The following is a 17,023-nucleotide window of genomic DNA, read 5'->3' as shown; positions in this document are numbered from 1 at the left end:
CCTCAGTCCGGCAGCAGGTTCCCCCGTCGCGACAGCAGGAACTTCTTGAACGCCGCCACCGGCGGGGTGTCCGGGTGCCCGTCCAGCCAGGCCACCCCGATCTCCCGGGCGGCCCGCGGTGCCGTCACCGTCAGTTCCACCACCCCGGGGCGGGCCACCGCGGGGGGCGGGAGCAATGCCACGCCCAGGCCCGCCGCGACCAGGCCCCGCAAGGTCTCCGCCTCCTCGCCCTCGAAGGCGACCCGGGGGACGAAGCCCGCCTGGGTGCAGAGGTCGTCCGTGATGCGGCGCAGGCCGTAGCCGGGCTCAAGGGTGACGAAGGTTTCTTCGGCGGCCTCCGCCAGGCGGATGCGGCGGCGGGTGGCCAGGCGGTGGTCCTCGGGGACGACCAGGCGCAGGCGCTGTTCGTCCAGGCGGCGGGCGACGAGGTCCGGGGCGTCGGGGACCGGTGACGTGAGGCAGAGGTCGAGGTCTCCGGCGCGGAGGCGTTCGATCATGGCCTCGCCGTAGTTCTGGACGAGCTGGAAGCGCACCCGGGGGTGGTCGACGCGGAAGGCGCGGATGAGGGCGGGGACGGTTTCGGAGCCCATCGTGTGGAGGAAGCCGAAGGCGACCTTGCCGGCGGTGGGGTCCGCGTCGGCCCGTACCGAGTCGGCGGCCTTCTCCACCTCCGCCAGGGCCCGTTCCGCCGAACCGAGGAAGGTGCGGCCCGCCGGGGTGAGGGAGACCGTGCGGCCCGTGCGGGCGAACAGGGCGACGCCCAGGTCCTGTTCCAGTCGGACCATCGCCCGCGAGAGCGTCGACTGCGGCACGCCCAGCTCGTGCGCCGCGCGGGTGACGTGTTCGTGGCGGGCGACCGCCTCGAAGTACGCGAGGCGCGGCGCGAGGACCGTGCGGATGTCTTCTTCGTAACTGCTCGGTGACAGCCGGGGCTGTGAGCTGTACTGATGCGCCATGGGATTGATTATCGGGGGTTTGTGCATTGGACGCATGAAAGGGGTGGAGCCTACGTTCGTGGCATGCCTCCCGCCAGTACCGGGGCGTCCACCCTCATCGTGGCCGCCTCGACCCAGTCGTCCCCCGCACCCCTTCCCGCCGTCGTGGCGGACCGGCTCGAACCCGGTCGCCCCGGCTATCGCCGGATGAGCTTCGCGCTCTTCGCCGCCGGTGTCGCGACCTTCGCGCTCCTCTACTCCACCCAGGCCCTGTTGCCCGCCGTCTCCGCGTCCTTCGGTGCCACGGCGGGGCAGGCGAGCTGGACGGTGTCCGCCGCGACGGGTGCGCTGGCGCTGTGTGTGCTGCCGATGAGCGCGCTGTCCGAGCGGTTCGGGCGGCGGCAGATGATGACGGCCTCGCTGGTGGTCGCGGTGACCGTGGGACTGTTCGTGCCGTTCGCGCCCTCGCTCGGCTGGCTGATCGCGCTGCGTGCCCTCCAGGGCGCCGCGCTCGCCGGTCTGCCCGCCTCCGCGATGGCGTATCTCGCGGAGGAGGTCCGGCCGAAGGCGCTCGTCGCCGCTATCGGGCTGTTCGTCGCCGGTAACAGCATCGGCGGGATGAGCGGCCGCATCCTCACCGGCTGGGTCGCCCAGGCGTGGGGCTGGCGCGCGGCGCTCGGCGCGGTCGGGCTGCTGGCCCTGGCGTGCGCGGTCGTCTTCCACTTCATGATCCCCCGGGCCCGGAACTTCACCCCCGGTTCGCTGAACCCGAAGGCACTGGCGAAGACCGTCGGGGGGCACCTCGCCGACCCGCTGCTGCGTCGGCTGTACGCGATCGGGGCCCTGTTCATGACGGTGTTCGGCGCGGTCTACACGGTGATCGGCTACCGGCTCGTCGAGGCGCCGTTCAGCCTCCCGCAGGGGGTCGTCGGCTCGATCTTCCTCGTGTATCTCGTCGGTACGGTCTCCTCCGCCGCCGCGGGACGGCTCGTCGGCCGGCTGGGCCGCCGGGGCGCGCTGTACCTCGCCGTCTCCACCACGGCCGCCGGGCTGCTGCTCTCGCTCGCCGGCCAGCTCGCCGCCGTGCTCCTCGGCCTGGTCCTGATCACGGCCGGCTTCTTCGCCGGGCACGCGGTCGCCTCGTCCTCCGTGAGCCGTACGGCGACCACGGGCCGCGCCCAGGCGTCGGCGCTCTACCAGTCGGCGTACTACCTGGGCTCGAGCGCGGGCGGCACGCTCGGCGCGGTCGCCTTCCACGCCGCGGGCTGGGCGGGCACGGTCGCGCTGGGCCTTGCGGCGGTGCTCGGAGTCGTCTCGATCACGCTGTACGGGTCGCGGGCGGCGCGCATCGAGCGGCGTCGGCCGGTGGCCGCGATGGCGTCCGTACAGAACTGAGACATTCGGCGCACAACCATCGACTCCCCGACGCGCGTCTAGCAGGCGGAAGCACCGCACGGCGCGCGAAGGGGAGTTGGAGTTCACATGAGAGTCACGGGGAACATACGAAGCGTACGGGTGCGGCGCGGGCTCGCACTGGCCGTCGCCGGTCTGACCGCGGTACCGGCGTTCGTGCTCGGCACCGGCGGCACCGCCCAGGCGGCGTCGTGCACGGCGTCCAAGGGGCCGTACCAGAAGCAGGCCGAGAAGTACCTGCACCTGAAGGTGGACGGCAAGCAGTCGACCGCCGACTGCCAGGCGATCCGCTCGTTCCAGAGCAAGTACGGGGTCACGCCCACGATCGGCTACGCCGGGCCCGTCACCTGGCGCACCATGCAGACGCTCACCGCGCAGAAGGCGGCGGGGAAGACCCCGAACAAGGCCAAGAAGTGCCCCACGAACAAGGGGCGCATCGCATGCGTGGACCTGACCCGGCAGATCACCTGGATCCAGGACGGCAGCAAGCTGAAGTTCGGGCCGGTGCCGGTGCGGACCGGGCGGGACGGCTACGAGACCCGTACGGGCGCCAAGAAGATCTACTGGAAGCACAAGAACCACGTCTCGTCGCTGTACCACGTGTCGATGCCGTACTCCCAGTTCTTCGACGGCGGCCAGGCGTTCCACGCGGTCGGCGTGAAGATGTGGAACCCGCCGGGCTCGCACGGCTGCGTCAACATGCGCACCGCCGACGCGAAGTCGTACTGGAACCTGCTGAAGAACGGCGACGACGTCTACGTGTACGGGCGCAAGCTCGGGACGTGACCGCTTCTCCTCTTCCCGCCCCTGTTGTCAGTGGCTTGCGGTAGCTTCCGAAGTGCTGGAGTGAGCGGTGTCACAGCGCAACAGGGGTGAGCGGAAGCATGAGTGATCTGACGGCGGCGACGACCGATATCGACAGTCGTCTGGAGGGACACCGGGTCGAGCTGACCGGGTACTGCTACCGGATGCTCGGCTCGGCGTTCGAGGCGGAGGACGCGGTCCAGGACACCCTGGTGCGCGCGTGGCGCAACATCGAGAAGTTCGAGGGACGTTCCTCGCTGCGGTCCTGGTTGTACCGCATCGCGACGAACGTCTGCCTCGACATGCTGAACGCGGGCAACAAGCGGGCCAGGCCGGTCGACCTGTCCGGCCCGACTCCGCTGGCGCAGGCCGCCCTCAATCCGCTCCCGGAGAACACCTGGCTGGAGCCGATGCCGGACGGGCGGATCCTGCCGACGGTCGCGGACCCGGCGGAAGCGGCGGTCGCGCGCGAGTCGGTCCGGCTCGCGTTCGTCGCCGCGCTCCAGCATCTGCCACCGAAGCAGCGGGCGGTGCTGATCCTGCGCGAGGTCCTCGCGTGGAAGGCCAGCGAGGTCGCGGAGCTGCTCGACACGTCGGTCGCCTCGGTCAACAGCGCGCTCCAGCGCGCCCGGGCCACCCTGACCGACCACCAGGGCGACGCCGCCACCGCCGACGCGGCGGACCCGCTCGACGAGGAGCAGCGCAAGCTGCTGGAGCGGTACGTGGCGGCGTTCGAGGGCTACGACATGAAGGCGCTGACCGCGCTCCTCCACGAGGACGCAGTGATGACCATGCCGCCGTTCGACCTCTGGTTGCAGGGGCACGACGACATCGCGGGCTTCATGACGTCCTTCGGCGCGTCCTGCGCGGGCTCCCGGCTGGTCGCCACGTCGGCGAACGGCACCCCGGCGTTCGCGCACTACAAGCCCCATCCGGACGGGCCGGGTTTCGTGCCGTGGGCGGTGCAGGTCATCGACATCTCGGACGGCGCGATCACGGGGATGCACTGCTTCCTGGACACCCCGCGCTGGTTCCCGCTGTTCGGACTGCCGGACCACCTGGACGCGGACGCCGCGTGAGGCGGCGGGCGGCGCGAGGTCCGGCCCCGGCGTGAGGCGGCGGGCGGCGCGAGGCCGGTCACGGGCGCTCGTAGCCGGTCGGCCTCCCCGCCCCGCGCCCGTCGTCCGGGTGCCCGGTCAGGGCCCGGGCGGCCGGCCCGCCTCGACCCCGGCCCCGTCGTCCAGGCCCACCACGTCGGCCAGCCCCACCAGATCGAGCAGCAGTTGGAGCCCGGGCGGCGTCCCGCGCAGCCGCAGGCGTCGGCCTCCCGCCCGGCGCGCGACCAGGGAGAGCCGGGCGATCGCCTCCACCGAGGCGAGGTCCGGCTCCGCGATGCCGCCCACGTCGCAGTCCACCACGGTGGCGTCCGACGCGGCCAATATCGCCTCCAGGTCCGCGCACAGGCGCGGCGTACCGGCTCGGGTGACGCGTCCGGAGAGGACGAGTACCGCCGGCGGCAGGGGATCCATACCAGGAAGACCGGTCCGGCGGCCGAAACTCATCGCCCGGCCGTTCTCCGCTTCCCGCCGGACCGGAGCGTCCTCTCCCGCCGGCCCTCCGCGGGTGCCCCGGGGCCCGCGAGCTGCCCAGGGCCCCTCCAGCCACTCGCGTAACGGCCGCTCCCCCGTCCCGCCGGACCGGCCCGCAGGCGACCGGCAACCGTCCGAAAGCGGGTGAAGATCCGCCAACTCCGGCCATCTGTGCGCTTCATGTGAACCCATCCGAACTCTTCCCCCTCTCTACGGGTGAAACAGCCGACTCCGGTGCACGCATCGGTGCCGACTGCCCACCGGCCCTTTCGGGGGCCGCCTGATTCTCCAGGGGGAGAGTTGCGCAAACACGTGAGAAGAGCGTGCGTCTCCACCGTCGCCACAGCGGCGGCCGTGGCGCTCGCGGCCGGGTTGACCACCCCGGCCATGGCCCACGACACCAGCCCGTCGCAGCAGGCCGGCGGCTCGTCCGGCGTACGGCACCAGCTGACGCTCATCACCGGCGACCGTGTCACGGTGGACGCCAAGGGCCGGGTTCTGGGCTTCCGTCCCGCCGCGGGACGCGAACACATACCCGTGCAGCGGCAGATGCGGGACGGGCACACCCTGCTCGTCCCGGCCGACGCGCACCGGCTGATCAGTTCCGGAAAGCTGGACCGCCGGCTGTTCGACGTCACGGAGCTGAGCCGGGCGGAGAACCGCAGGGCCCAGAAGTCGGGCCTGAAGCTGATCGTCTCCTACCGGGGCGCCGCGGCCACGGCCGCGAAGGCCGAGGTGCGCGAGGCGGGCGCCACCCGTGTCGGACCCGTGCTGAAGTCGCTGAACGCCCAGGCGGTGGCCACTCCGCAGGAGGACGCCCGCTCCGTCTGGCAGGCGCTCACCAGCAAGCCGTCGGGCAGCGCCCAGCGGACCACGGCCGCCGGGATCGACCGGGTGTGGCTGGACGGCGTGCGCCGGGCGAGCCTCGACAAGAGCGTCCCGCAGATCGGCGCCCCGACCGCCTGGAAGGCGGGCTACACCGGCAAGGGCGTCAAGATCGCCGTCCTGGACACCGGCGCGGACGCCACGCATCCGGACCTCAAGGGCCAGATCCTCGCGTCGAAGAACTTTTCCGCCTCGCCCGACACGAAGGACCGTTTCGGCCACGGCACGCACGTCTCCTCCATCGCGGCCGGCACGGGCGCGAAGTCGGGCGGCACGTTCAAGGGTGTGGCGCCGGACGCCAAGCTCCTTGAGGGCAAGGTGCTCGACGACGACGGCTTCGGCGACGACTCCGGCATCCTGGCCGGCATGGAGTGGGCGGTCGCGCAGGGCGCCGACGTCATCAATCTGAGCCTGGGCGGCACCGACACCCCGGGGATCGACCCGCTGGAGGCGGCGGTCGACAAGCTCTCCGCCGACAGCGGCGTGCTCTTCGCCATCGCGGCGGGCAACGAGGGCGACGCGGCGGGCACGGTCGGCTCCCCCGGCAGCGCGGACGCCGCGCTGACCGTCGGCGCGGTCGATGACAAGGACCTGCTGGCGGACTTCTCCAGCCGGGGCCCCCGGGTCGGCGACGGCGCGATCAAGCCCGACGTCACCGCCCCCGGCGTGGACATCACGGCGGCCGCCTCGCCCGGCTCCGTCATCGACAAGGAGGTCGGTCAGAGCCCGGCGGGCTATCTGACGATCTCCGGTACGTCGATGGCGACCCCGCACGTCGCGGGCGCCGCGGCGCTCCTCAAGCAGCAGCACCCCACATGGAAGTACACCGAGCTCAAGGGGGCCCTCGCGGCCTCCACGAAGCCGGGGAAGTACACCCCGTTCCAGCAGGGTTCGGGCCGGATCGCCGTCGACCGGGCGATCTCCCAGTCCGTGGTCGCCGACCCGGTCTCGGTGAGTTTCGGCGTCCAGCAGTGGCCGCACACCGATGACGCGCCGGTCACCAAGAAGGTGTCGTACCGCAACCTCGGCACGAGCGAGGTCACGCTCGCGCTCACCGTCCAGGGCACCGGCCCGACGGGCAAGCCCGCTCCGGCCGGCTTCTTCGCCCTCGGCGCCACCCGGGTGACCGTCCCGGCGGGCGGCACCGCCGAGGTGCCGCTGACCGTGAACACCAAGCTCGGCGGCACGGCCGACGGCGGCTACTCCGCCTACGTCGTCGCGACCGGCGCCGGGCAGACCGTCCGCACCGCGGCCGCCGTCGACCGCGAGCGCGAGTCGTACGACCTCACGCTCAGGACCATCGGGCGCGACGGCAAGCCGGCCCGGTACACCACGAGCGACGTCTACGGCCTGAGCGGCGCCGCGAACGGTGTGTGGGAGTCCCCCGAGGCCGTCGACGGAACGGCGAAGCTCCGCGTCCCCAAGGGCGGGTACGTACTGAACTCGGCCGTGTACATGGACCCGGAGGACCTGGGCAAGGGCGTCGACTGGCTCGCCCAGCCCTCTCTGAACCTCACCAGGAACACCACGGTGACGTTCGACGCGCGCCTGGCCAAGCCGGTGGACTTCACCCTTCCGGCCGCCGGCACGAAGCCCGTGATGGCCTCGCCCGACCTCCAGGTCGACTACGAGGGCAACGGCTACGGATACGGCTGGGTGCTCGACTCGTACAAGCAGCTGCGCACCGCGCACATCGGTCCGAAGACGACCGGCGTCCAGCTCTCCCAGCACTGGTACGGCACCTGGACCAAGGGTGCGGCGACCCGGTACGACATCGCGCTCGGCGGCCCCGTGACCCGCGTGGCGACCGGCTACCACCGCGCGTTCGCCACCGGGCAGCTGGCCAAGGCCGCCATCCGCGCCGGTTCGTCCCTCAAGGGCAAGACCGGTGACGTCTACGCCTCGGGCCAGCTGCCCGGCTCGTCCGGCGGCTGGTCGGCCGGAACGACCCAGAAGCTCCCGGCGACCACCACCGCGTACGTCTCCACCGCCGACAAGGTGCGCTGGGGCTTCGACTTCTCCCAGAACGGGCCGCTCGACGAGGACGGCTACCCGCGGTTCGAGGCCTCGTACTCCCTCGGCGCCCCGCAGACCCTCAAGGCCGGCAAGGCGTACCCGAAGACCGTGAACACCGCGGTGTTCGGGCCTTACGTCAACGCCGACTTCGGGGTCTTCCGCAAGGGCGACGATCTCCTCGGGTCGCTGCCGCTGGTCGCCGACGGCAACCGGAACGCCGGAACCTCCCTGTACAGCTCGGTGAAGACGGTGCTCTACCGCAACGGCAAGGCGTTCGCCAGGAACGACGACCCGCTGTCGGGCGGAACCCCCTTCACCGTGCCGGCCGCGGCCGCCGACTACCGGCTGACCACGTCGGTCCGGCGCGCCGCCGACGTCGCCTCGGTCTCCACCCGGATCGACGCGAGCTGGACCTTCCGCTCGGGCCGGACCAAGGGTCTCGTCGCACTGCCGGTCTCCATGGTCCGCTTCGCTCCGGCGGTGGCGCTGGACAGCACCGCCAAGGCCGGGAAGCTCGTGTCCGTGCCGGTGACCGTGCAGGGGGCGGCCGCCGGGAAGAACCTCAAGTCGCTCACGGTGTACGTCAGTTACGACGCCGGGAAGACCTGGAAGAAGACCACGGTCAAGAAGGGCAGGATCTCGGTGAAGAACCCGGCGGCGAAGAAGTCGCTCTCCTTCAAGGCCAAGGTCACGGACAAGAAGGGCAACACGTCCGCGGTGGCGATCTACGACGCCTACTTCGGCAAGTAGCCAAGCGGCCACGCAGCCGGCGCCAAGCCCGCGCCGGCCCCGCATGACGGCGGCCCGCCGGGACGGTTCTCACCGTCCCGGCGGGCCGTTCGCGTGCGAGGGGGTTACGCGATGCGTTCCCGCACCACCGGCGTGGCGGCGAACGGCGTGTCCGCCGGGGCGATGTCGTAAGCCTCCGGCAGGGCCTTCAGCGCGTACTCGAACTTCTCCGGGGTGTCCGTGTGCAGCGTCAGCAGCGGCATCCCGGCGGTCACCCGGTCGCCCGGCTTGGCGTGCAGTTCGATACCCGCGCCGGCCTGGACCGGGTCCTCCTTGCGGGCGCGGCCCGCGCCGAGGCGCCAGGCGGCGACGCCGATGTCGTACGCGTCCAGGCGGGTCAGCACGCCCGAGGACGGGGCCGTGACGACGTGCTGTTCGCGGGCGACCGGGAGGGCGGCGTCCGGGTCGCCGCCCTGGGCGGAGATCATCCGGCGCCAGACGTCCATCGCGGAGCCGTCCGCGAGGGCCTTCTCCGGGTCGGCGTCCCTGAGCCCGGCCGCGTCCAGCATTTCGCGGGCGAGGGCCAGGGTGAGGTCGATGACGTCCTTCGGGCCGCCGCCGGCCAGGACGTCCACCGATTCGCGGACCTCCAGGGCGTTGCCGGCGGTCAGTCCGAGCGGGGTGGCCATGTCGGTGAGCAGGGCGACCGTGCGCACACCGCTGTCGGTGCCCAGCGCGACCATGGTGGAGGCGAGTTCGCGGGCGTCCTCCATGGTCTTCATGAAGGCGCCGGAACCGACCTTGACGTCCAGGACGAGCGCGCCGGTGCCCTCGGCGATCTTCTTGGACATGATCGAGCTGGCGATGAGCGGGATGGCCTCGACGGTGCCGGTGACGTCGCGGAGCGCGTACAGCTTCTTGTCGGCGGGGGCGAGCCCGTCGCCGGCCGCGCAGATGACGGCGCCGGTGGTGTCGAGGACGTTCAGCATCTCGGCGTTCGAGAGATGGGCGCGCCAGCCGGGAATGGACTCCAGCTTGTCGAGCGTGCCGCCGGTGTGGCCGAGGCCGCGGCCGCTGAGCTGCGGTACGGCGGCGCCGCATGCGGCGACCAGCGGCGCGAGCGGCAGGGTGATCTTGTCGCCGACGCCGCCGGTGGAGTGCTTGTCGGTGGTGGGGCGGGAGAGCGCGTCGAAGTTCATCCGCTCGCCGGAGGCGATCATGGCGGCGGTCCAGCGGGCGATCTCCGTACGGTTCATGCCGTTCAGCAGGATCGCCATGGCCAGTGCGGACATCTGCTCGTCGGCGACCTCGCCGCGGGTGTACGCGTCGATGACCCAGTCGACCTGCTCGGGGGTCAGCTCGCCTCGGTCCCGCTTGGTGCGGATGACGGAGATGGCGTCCATGGTCTGGAGTCCTTCCGGCCGGTACGTACGTACGCATGGGCACGCATGAGTCCCGTTGACTCTACGCGCATAGAGGAGAAAAGAGCCGCCGGACGGCCCCGCACGTGCGGGGCCGCCCGGCGGGTGGCCGGGGCCTGCCGTCTGGATCGTGCCGGGCTCGCGGGGCTGATCCGGCCTGATCCGAACGGAAGACCCTAGCCGAGGTGCCCGGGGCCGAATGCCTGCGGGAGCATCTCGTCGAGCGTGCGGAACCCGTCCGGGGTCTCCAGGACGAGTTCGGGTCCGCCGAACTCGTACAGCAGCTGCCGGCACCTGCCGCACGGCACCAGGATCTCGCCCGCCCCGTCCACGCAGGTGAAGTGGGTCAGCCGGCCGCCGCCGGTGGCGTGCAGCTGGGAGACCAGTCCGCATTCGGCGCACAGTCCGATGCCGTACGAGGCGTTCTCGACGTTGCAGCCGACGATCGTGCGGCCGTCGTCGACGCGGGCGGCGACGCCCACCGGGTAGCCCGAGTACGGGGCGTACGCCCGGGACATCGCGTCCCGGGCGGCGGCCCGCAGGGCGTCCCAGTCGGCCGGGGCCATGGCGCCCGCGGTCACTTGCCCTCGCCCTTGCGGTAGGGCACGCCGTCCGCCTTCGGCATCCGCAGCCGCTGCGACGACAGGGCGAGCACGAGCAGCGTGGTGACGTAGGGAGCGGCGTCGACGAACTGGCTGGGGACCTGGTCGGTCAGCGCGTACCAGGTGAACAGCAGGGCGGAGCACGCGGCCGAGATCACCCCGGCCACGTACTTCTTCCGGTACAGCTGCCAGAAGGCGACGAGCACCAGCAGGATCGCCAGGAGCAGCAGCATGGCGTGGACGTTCTCGGCGCCGCCGCGCAGCTTGAGGCTGTCGGTGAAGCCGAAGAGTCCGGCGCCCAGGGCCATGCCGCCGGGCATCCAGTTACCGAAGATCATCGCGGCGAGACCGATGTAGCCGCGCCCGCCGGTCTGGCCCTCCTGGTAGATGCTGGTGGCGACGATGGAGAGGAAGGCGCCGCCGAGGCCGGCCAGTCCGCCGGAGACGGCGACGGCGATGTACTTGTACTTGTAGACGTTCACGCCGAGGGTCTCGGCGGCCACCGGGCTCTCGCCGCAGGAGCGGAGCCGCAGCCCGAACGCCGTGCGCCACAGCACCCACCAGGTGGCGGGGACCAGCAGCAGGGCGACGACGGTCAGCAGGGACAGTCCGGTGACGAGCCCGCCGATGATGCCGGCGAGGTCGGAGACGAAGAACCAGTGGTGCTGCTGGAGGTCCTGCAGCCAGTCGGAGAGTCCCGGGATGGTGATCTTGTCGATCTCCTCCAGGCGGGGGGACTGCTTGGAGGAGCCGCCCGGGTCGTCGGCGAAGGTGAAGTTCGAGAGGTAGCGGGTGACGCCGACGGCGAGGATGTTGATCGCCACACCGGAGACGATGTGGTTCACGCCGAAGGTGACGGTCATGACCGCGTGCAGCAGACCGCCGAGCACGCCGCCGATGATGCCGAACAGGACGCCCACCCACGGGCCCCACTGGAATCCGGCCCAGGCGCCGAACCAGGTGCCGAGGATCATCATGCCCTCGAGCCCGATGTTGACGACGCCGGCCCGCTCGGCCCACAGGCCGCCGAGTCCGGCGAGGCCGATGGGCACGGCCAGTTCCAGGGCGCCGGCGACCTGGCCGACGGAGGTGATGTCGTTCGCGCCGCTGATCAGCCGGACCAGCGAGACGAGGGCGAGCGCGCCGGCGACGATGAGCAGGACGACAGGCAGGGAGAGCTTGCGGCGGCCGCCCTTCGTGGGGGCGACGCGTGCGGCGGAGACTTTGCTGGTGCTCACAGGGCCGCCTCCTTCTCGGTCGTGAGGGCGTGGCCGGCGGCGAGCTCTTCGCCGACCTTCTGCTGCTGACGGCGGGTCCCGTAACGGCGGACCAGTTCGTAGCTGATGACGACGGAGATCACGATCAGGCCCTGCATGATCGTGGCGATCTCCTTCTCGAACCCGAACTGGTCGAGCGGGGAGGAAGCCTTGTCCAGGAACGCGATCAGCAGGGCGCTGAGGGCGATGCCCACCGGGTGGTTCCGGCCCAGCAGCGCGATGGTGATGCCGGTGAAGCCGATGCCGACCGGGAAGTCGAGGCTGTACGTGTGGGTGTCGCCGAGCAGCGTCGGCATGCCGGCCAGACCCGCGACCGCGCCGGAGATGAGCATCGAGGTGAGGATCATCTTCTTGGCGTCGACGCCGGACGCCTGGGCGGCGCTCTCGCTGGCGCCGGTGGCCCGCAGGTCGAAGCCGAAGCGGGTGCGGTTCAGGACGAACCAGTACACGAGGCCGCAGCCGGCGGCGACGAAGGTGAAGCCGTAGATCTCTCCGGACTCGGCGCCCAGGGAGACTCCGGGGAACCAGCCGGAGTGGTGGATCTCGCCCGTCGTGAGGTTGTTGGAACCGGCCGCCTGGTCACCGAAGTTCTTCGGGAGGATCAGCCAGGCGATCAGCGACGTGGCGATGGAGTTGAGCATGATCGTCGAGACGACCTCGCTCACTCCCCGGGTCGTCTTGAGGATGCCGGCGATGCCCGCCCAGAAGGCGCCCACGAGCATCGCCACGATGACGATCAGGGCGATCTGCAACGGTCCGGGGAGGTTGACGCTCGCGCCGACGAGAGCGGCCATCATCGCCGCGAGGCGGTACTGGCCGTCGACGCCGATGTTGAAGAGGTTCATCCGGAAGCCGACCGCGACCGCGAGGGCGGCGAGGTAGTACGTACCGGCCTGGTTGATGATCAGTACCTGTACGTCGGAGTACGACGCCTGCTCGAACAGCAGCCGGTACAGCTCGAACGGGTCGCGGTTCGACACGAGCAGCACCAGGGTGCTGAGCACGAAGGCGACGACCAGGGCGAGTGCCGGCCCGGCGAAGCCCAGGATCAGCCGGTCCTTGTCGAGTTTCTTCATCAGGCCTCGTCCTCCGGTGCTGCGTCGAGGTGACCTGCGGCGGCACCGGTCATGGCCGAGCCCAGTTCCTCGGGGGTGATGGTGGCGGGGTCGGCGTCCGCGACCAGCCGGCCGCGGTACATGACGCGCAGGGTGTCGGAGAGCCCGATCAGCTCGTCCAGGTCGGCGGAGATCAGCAGGACCGCCAGTCCGTCGCGGCGGGCGTCGCGGATCTGGTCCCAGATCTGGGCCTGTGCGCCGACGTCGACGCCCCGGGTGGGGTGCGCGGCGATCAGCAGCTTGGGCGCGTGGCTCATCTCGCGGCCGACGATCAGCTTCTGCTGGTTGCCGCCGGAGAGGGAGGCCGCGGTGACCTCGATGCCGGGGGTGCGCACGTCGTACTCGCGCACGATCCGCACGGTGTCGTGGCGGGCCGCCTTGGGGTCCAGCAGGAAGCCGCGGCTGTTGGGCTTCTCGGTGACGTGGCCGAGGATGCGGTTCTCCCAGAGCGGTGCGTCCAGCAGGACGCCGTGCCGGTGCCGGTCCTCGGGGATGTAGCCGATGCCGCTCTCGCGCCGCTTGCGGGTGGGGACGCGGGAGATGTCCGCGTCGCCCAGGGTGATCACTCCGCTGTCCGCCGCCTTCATCCCGATGAGTGCGTCGATCAGCTCGGTCTGGCCGTTGCCCTCGACGCCCGCGATGCCGAGGACCTCGCCCTTGTGGATGGTGAAGGCGACGTCGGACAGGACGTCGCGGACGACGCCGTCCGGGTCCGTCATGGTGAGCGAGAGGCCCTCGACGCGGAGCATCGGCACGTCCGTCACCGTGGACTCACGGGTCTCGGGCGACGGGAGTTCGCTGCCGACCATCAGCTCGGCGAGCTGCTTGGTCGTGGTCTGCGCGGGATCGGCGGTGCCCACCGTCGTGCCGCGCCGGATCACCGTGATGTCGTCGGCGACCGAGAGGACCTCGCCGAGCTTGTGCGAGATGAAGATGACGGTGAGGCCCTCGGCCTTGAGCTCGCGGAGGTTCGCGAAGAGCGCGTCCACCTCCTGCGGGACGAGGACCGCGGTCGGCTCGTCGAGGATGAGGATGCGCGCGCCGCGGTAGAGGACCTTGAGGATCTCCACGCGCTGACGGTCGGCGACCCCGAGGTCCTCGACGAGCGCGTCGGGCCGGACGCCCAGGCCGTACGCGTCGGAGATCTCCTTGATCTTCTTCCGCGCGGCGGAGCCGATGCCGTGCAGCTTCTCGCCGCCGAGAACGACGTTCTCCAGGACGGTGAAGTTGTCGGCGAGCATGAAGTGCTGGTGCACCATGCCGATGCCGCGCGCGATGGCGTCGCCCGGGTTGCTGAACGTGACCTGCTCGCCGTCCACGGCGATGGTGCCCTCGTCCGGCTTCTGCATGCCGTAGAGAATCTTCATCAGGGTGGACTTGCCGGCACCGTTCTCGCCGACGAGGGCGTGGACCGTGCCCTTGCGCACGGTGATGCCGATGTCGTGGTTCGCGACGACGCCGGGGAAACGCTTGGTGATGCCGTGCAGTTCTACGGCAGGGGGGCTGCTGGACGCGTTGATGACGCACTCTCCTTGGCCGGACAGGAGCGGGAGCGGAGGGGCAGAGGGGTGGGGTGAAGTTATCGCGCCTGAAGGCTGTCAGGGTTGTCTACACGCGTAGCGTTGCCGAATCGTCAAACGCATGCGCACGGGGCGGCCGGAACGCCGTGTTCGAGGCCGGGCCGGATGGGCCCCGCGACAGGCCGAACCACTTCGCGAAGTACCCCCGCGGGCCGGAGCGGCGGCGTAGCGCGCGCTCCGGGGCCCACGGGGGTCCAGTCGGCAGGACCGGGGTCCTTACGGGGCGGTCTTGACGGTGATCGTGCCGTCGATGATCGCCTTCTTCGCCTTGTCCACCGCGGCGATGACGTCGGTCATCTTGGTGAACGCCGGGTTCGACATGGCCAGGCCGACGCCGTCCTTGTCGAGGCCGTAGCGGATCTCACCGGTCTGCGGCTTGCCGTCGACCACGGACTTGATCAGGTTGAAGACGGAGTCCTCGACGTCCTTGGTGACCGAGGTCAGGATGGACTCCTTGTAGGCCGCGAGGCCCTTCTGGTTGTACTGGTCGGAGTCGACGCCGATGTTCCACTTGCCGGCCTTGGAGACGGCCTCGATCGCACCGGAACCGGCCAGACCGGCCGCCGAGTAGATCACGTCGGCGCCCTTGTCGAGCTGGCCCTGGGCGGCGGCCTTACCGAGGTCGGGCTTCGAGAAGCCGTCGAAGTTCGGCGGCTGGGTCAGGTACTGGGGGATCACCTTCACCGCGGAGTTGGTGTCCTTGACGCCCTGCGTGAAGCCCGCCTCGAACTTCTTGATCAGCGGGGTCTCGACACCGCCGATGAAGCCGACCGTCTTGGTCTTGGTGACCTTGGCGGCGGCGACACCCGCGAGGTAGGAGCCCTGCTCCTCGTTGAAGACGATGTTGGCGATGTTGGGGCCGGTCACCGAGGCGTCGTCGATGATGCCGAAGGTGATCTTCGGGAACTTCGGCGCGACCTTCTTGATGGCGGGCGCGTACGCGAAGCCGACGCCGATGACCGGGTTGTTCCCGGCGCGGGCCAGCGAGGTGAGGCGCTGGACCTTGTCCGCGTCCGACTCGCCGTCCGAGGGCTCGGCCTCGGTGCCCTTGACCCCGAGCTCCTTCTCGGCCTTGGCCAGGCCCGCGTAGGCGGCGTCGTTGAACGACTGGTCGCCACGGCCGCCGATGTCGTACGCGAGGGCGGTCTTCTTGTCCTTGGAGTCGGAGCTGCTGCTCGACGAGGAGGACGAGTCGCCACACGCTGTAACGCTGAGCGCGAGTGCCGCGGACATAACGCCCACAGCGGCAATCCTAGTGATCCGGCGCAAGGGAAGGCTCCTTCAAACCTGACCGAAGCGCCTCTTCCGGCGCTGGTTTCGCGGCGATCGTAACGCGCGTAGATGTCAGATAAAGCCCTGTACGGAAGCCGTTATCGGATCGTCGCGAACCTGGGGTGACCTGTCCGGTTACGGATGGTTGCCGTGCAGCAGCGCGGAAGCGGTGAACAGCTCCACCCCCACGGTGATCGCCTCCTCGTCCGCGTCGAAATTGCCCCGGTGCAGGTCGAGCCCGCGCGTGTCGCCGGGCGTACGCACTCCGAGGCGCGCCATCGCACCCGGCACGTGCTCCAGATACCAGGAGAAATCCTCGCCTCCCAGGCTCTGTTCGGTGTCCTCGATCGCATACGAACCGCGACGGGCGGTCATCGCGCCGGCCAGCAGATCGATCGCCGCCGCGTCGTTCACCACGGGGGGAACGCCGCGGACGTAGTCGATCACGGTCTTGGCACCGTACATTCCGGCCACCTCGTCGACCGCGGCGTGCACCAGGTCCGGCGCCGCGTGCCAGGCGGCCAGATCCAGGCAGCGAACCGTGCCCGACAGTTCGGCGTGTTGCGGGATGACGTTGCAGGCGTGCCCGGTCTCCAGGCGCCCCCAGGTCAGCGCGAGCCCGGCCCGCGCGTCGACCCGGCGGGCCAGCAGCGCGGGCACCTCGGTGGCGACCTTCGCGGCGGCGGTGACCAGGTCGGTCGTCAGGTGCGGGCGGGCGGTGTGGCCGCCGGGGCCGTCCAGGGACAGTTCCAGGCGGTCGCAGGCGGAGGTGATCGCCCCGACGCGCAGCCCGATCCGGCCCACGTCGACCTTCGGGTCGCAGTGCACGCCGATGATCCGGCCGACACCCTCCAGCACCCCGGACTCGATCGCGTCGGACGCGCCGCCGGGCAGCACCTCCTCGGCCGGCTGGAAGATCAGCCGCACCGGGTTGGGCAGCAGCCCCTGCCGGTCGAGCTCGGCGAGCACGAGGCCGGCGCCGAGGACGGCGGCGGTGTGCACGTCGTGCCCGCAGGCGTGCGCCCGGTCGGGCACGGTGGAGCGGTACGGGACGCCCGCCTTGGTGTCCGGGATCGGCAGCGCGTCGATGTCGGCCCGCAGCGCCAGCATGGGCCGCGTCCCCTCGCCCCGCGTCCCGACGTCACACATGAGCCCCGTCCCGGAGGCGAGCACCCGCGGCTCGAGACCGGCCTGCTCCAGCCGGGCCTTGATGGCCGCGGTGGTGCGGGTCTCCTGATGGCCGAGCTCGGGGTGCATGTGCAGATCACGGCGGAAGGCGATGAGCTCGGCGCGCAGCACTTCGGGCAGCGTGCCGGGCAGGGCCGGGCCCTCCGGCAGGTTGGCATCGGACTCACGGGACATCAACTGGTTCACCTGTTGAAGGG

Annotated in this window: 13 protein-coding genes; 4 read left to right on the top strand and 9 right to left on the bottom strand. The window is 70.9% G+C overall.

Going from position 1 to position 17,023, the window contains the following annotated elements; translation table 11 throughout:
• Window positions 1–2 precede the first annotated feature (2 nt).
• Window positions 3–956 (bottom strand): LysR family transcriptional regulator, encoded by a 954-nt coding sequence (locus tag E6R60_RS18505; RefSeq protein ID WP_136327683.1) that lies wholly within the window; start codon window positions 954–956, stop codon window positions 3–5.
• A gap of 63 nt (window positions 957–1,019) precedes the next feature.
• Between E6R60_RS18505 and E6R60_RS18500 the strand changes: the two genes are divergently transcribed.
• The 3 genes from E6R60_RS18500 to E6R60_RS18490 all read left to right on the top strand — a co-directional run bounded on the left by E6R60_RS18500 (window position 1,020) and on the right by E6R60_RS18490 (window position 4,231).
• On the top strand, window positions 1,020–2,330 hold the full coding sequence (locus tag E6R60_RS18500) for an MFS transporter (RefSeq protein ID WP_136327682.1): 1,311 nt from the start codon (window positions 1,020–1,022) through the stop codon (window positions 2,328–2,330).
• 87 nt (window positions 2,331–2,417) lie between these two features.
• On the top strand, window positions 2,418–3,134 hold the full coding sequence (locus E6R60_RS18495) for a L,D-transpeptidase family protein (protein WP_136327681.1): 717 nt from the start codon (window positions 2,418–2,420) through the stop codon (window positions 3,132–3,134).
• Between the two features lie 98 nt (window positions 3,135–3,232).
• On the top strand, window positions 3,233–4,231 hold the full coding sequence (locus E6R60_RS18490) for a sigma-70 family RNA polymerase sigma factor (protein WP_136327680.1): 999 nt from the start codon (window positions 3,233–3,235) through the stop codon (window positions 4,229–4,231).
• Between the two features lie 117 nt (window positions 4,232–4,348).
• Here the strand turns inward: E6R60_RS18490 and E6R60_RS18485 are convergent, their stop codons facing one another.
• Entirely contained in the window at window positions 4,349–4,681 is a 333-nt protein-coding gene (locus tag E6R60_RS18485; RefSeq protein ID WP_136327679.1) for an STAS domain-containing protein, read from the bottom strand.
• A gap of 447 nt (window positions 4,682–5,128) precedes the next feature.
• Here E6R60_RS18485 and E6R60_RS18480 point away from each other — a divergent pair, with 447 nt between their 5' ends.
• Window positions 5,129–8,392 (top strand): S8 family serine peptidase, encoded by a 3,264-nt coding sequence (locus E6R60_RS18480; RefSeq protein ID WP_136327759.1) that lies wholly within the window; start codon window positions 5,129–5,131, stop codon window positions 8,390–8,392.
• A 104-nt stretch (window positions 8,393–8,496) separates the two neighbouring features.
• Here the strand turns inward: E6R60_RS18480 and E6R60_RS18475 are convergent, their stop codons facing one another.
• The 7 genes from E6R60_RS18475 to E6R60_RS18445 all read right to left on the bottom strand — a co-directional run bounded on the left by E6R60_RS18475 (window position 8,497) and on the right by E6R60_RS18445 (window position 17,000).
• A complete protein-coding gene (locus E6R60_RS18475; protein WP_136327678.1) occupies window positions 8,497–9,774 on the bottom strand; it encodes a thymidine phosphorylase in 1,278 nt (425 codons plus the stop codon).
• Between the two features lie 194 nt (window positions 9,775–9,968).
• Complete coding sequence (locus E6R60_RS18470; RefSeq protein WP_136327758.1) at window positions 9,969–10,358, bottom strand: cytidine deaminase; 390 nt, start codon at window positions 10,356–10,358, stop codon at window positions 9,969–9,971.
• A gap of 11 nt (window positions 10,359–10,369) precedes the next feature.
• Window positions 10,370–11,632, bottom strand: coding sequence for an ABC transporter permease (locus E6R60_RS18465; RefSeq protein WP_136327677.1), 1,263 nt, complete (start codon window positions 11,630–11,632; stop codon window positions 10,370–10,372).
• Window positions 11,629–12,747: an ABC transporter permease gene (locus tag E6R60_RS18460; RefSeq protein WP_136327676.1), complete on the bottom strand. Its 1,119-nt coding sequence runs from the start codon at window positions 12,745–12,747 to the stop codon at window positions 11,629–11,631. The genes E6R60_RS18465 and E6R60_RS18460 overlap by 4 nt, the downstream gene beginning before the upstream one ends.
• Window positions 12,747–14,330, bottom strand: coding sequence for an ABC transporter ATP-binding protein (locus E6R60_RS18455; protein WP_136327675.1), 1,584 nt, complete (start codon window positions 14,328–14,330; stop codon window positions 12,747–12,749). The genes E6R60_RS18460 and E6R60_RS18455 overlap by 1 nt, the downstream gene beginning before the upstream one ends.
• A 252-nt stretch (window positions 14,331–14,582) precedes the next feature.
• Window positions 14,583–15,635 carry a BMP family ABC transporter substrate-binding protein gene (locus E6R60_RS18450; RefSeq protein WP_136327674.1) on the bottom strand — a complete coding sequence of 351 codons (1,053 nt, stop codon included), beginning with the start codon at window positions 15,633–15,635 and terminating at the stop codon, window positions 14,583–14,585.
• A 138-nt stretch (window positions 15,636–15,773) separates the two neighbouring features.
• On the bottom strand, window positions 15,774–17,000 hold the full coding sequence (locus E6R60_RS18445; protein WP_206309451.1) for an amidohydrolase: 1,227 nt from the start codon (window positions 16,998–17,000) through the stop codon (window positions 15,774–15,776).
• Window positions 17,001–17,023 lie beyond the last annotated feature (23 nt).

Source organism: Streptomyces sp. A0642 (assembly GCF_004795105.1).
Classification (GTDB): domain Bacteria; phylum Actinomycetota; class Actinomycetes; order Streptomycetales; family Streptomycetaceae; genus Streptomyces.
Note: the sequence above shows the minus strand (reverse complement) of the source record. Positions and strands in the feature narration are given on the sequence as shown.

Excerpts from the sequence above, each read along its gene's own strand:
- E6R60_RS18505 (WP_136327683.1), bottom strand. The coding sequence starts at position 956 with ATGGCGCATCAGTACAGCTCACAGCCCCGGCTGTCACCGAGCAGTTAC.
- E6R60_RS18500 (WP_136327682.1), top strand. The coding sequence starts at position 1,020 with ATGCCTCCCGCCAGTACCGGGGCGTCCACCCTCATCGTGGCCGCCTCG.
- E6R60_RS18495 (WP_136327681.1), top strand. The coding sequence starts at position 2,418 with ATGAGAGTCACGGGGAACATACGAAGCGTACGGGTGCGGCGCGGGCTC.
- E6R60_RS18490 (WP_136327680.1), top strand. The coding sequence starts at position 3,233 with ATGAGTGATCTGACGGCGGCGACGACCGATATCGACAGTCGTCTGGAG.
- E6R60_RS18485 (WP_136327679.1), bottom strand. The coding sequence starts at position 4,681 with ATGGATCCCCTGCCGCCGGCGGTACTCGTCCTCTCCGGACGCGTCACC.
- E6R60_RS18480 (WP_136327759.1), top strand. The coding sequence starts at position 5,129 with ATGGCCCACGACACCAGCCCGTCGCAGCAGGCCGGCGGCTCGTCCGGC.
- E6R60_RS18475 (WP_136327678.1), bottom strand. The coding sequence starts at position 9,774 with ATGGACGCCATCTCCGTCATCCGCACCAAGCGGGACCGAGGCGAGCTG.
- E6R60_RS18470 (WP_136327758.1), bottom strand. The coding sequence starts at position 10,358 with ATGGCCCCGGCCGACTGGGACGCCCTGCGGGCCGCCGCCCGGGACGCG.
- E6R60_RS18460 (WP_136327676.1), bottom strand. The coding sequence starts at position 12,747 with ATGAAGAAACTCGACAAGGACCGGCTGATCCTGGGCTTCGCCGGGCCG.
- E6R60_RS18445 (WP_206309451.1), bottom strand. The coding sequence starts at position 17,000 with ATGTCCCGTGAGTCCGATGCCAACCTGCCGGAGGGCCCGGCCCTGCCC.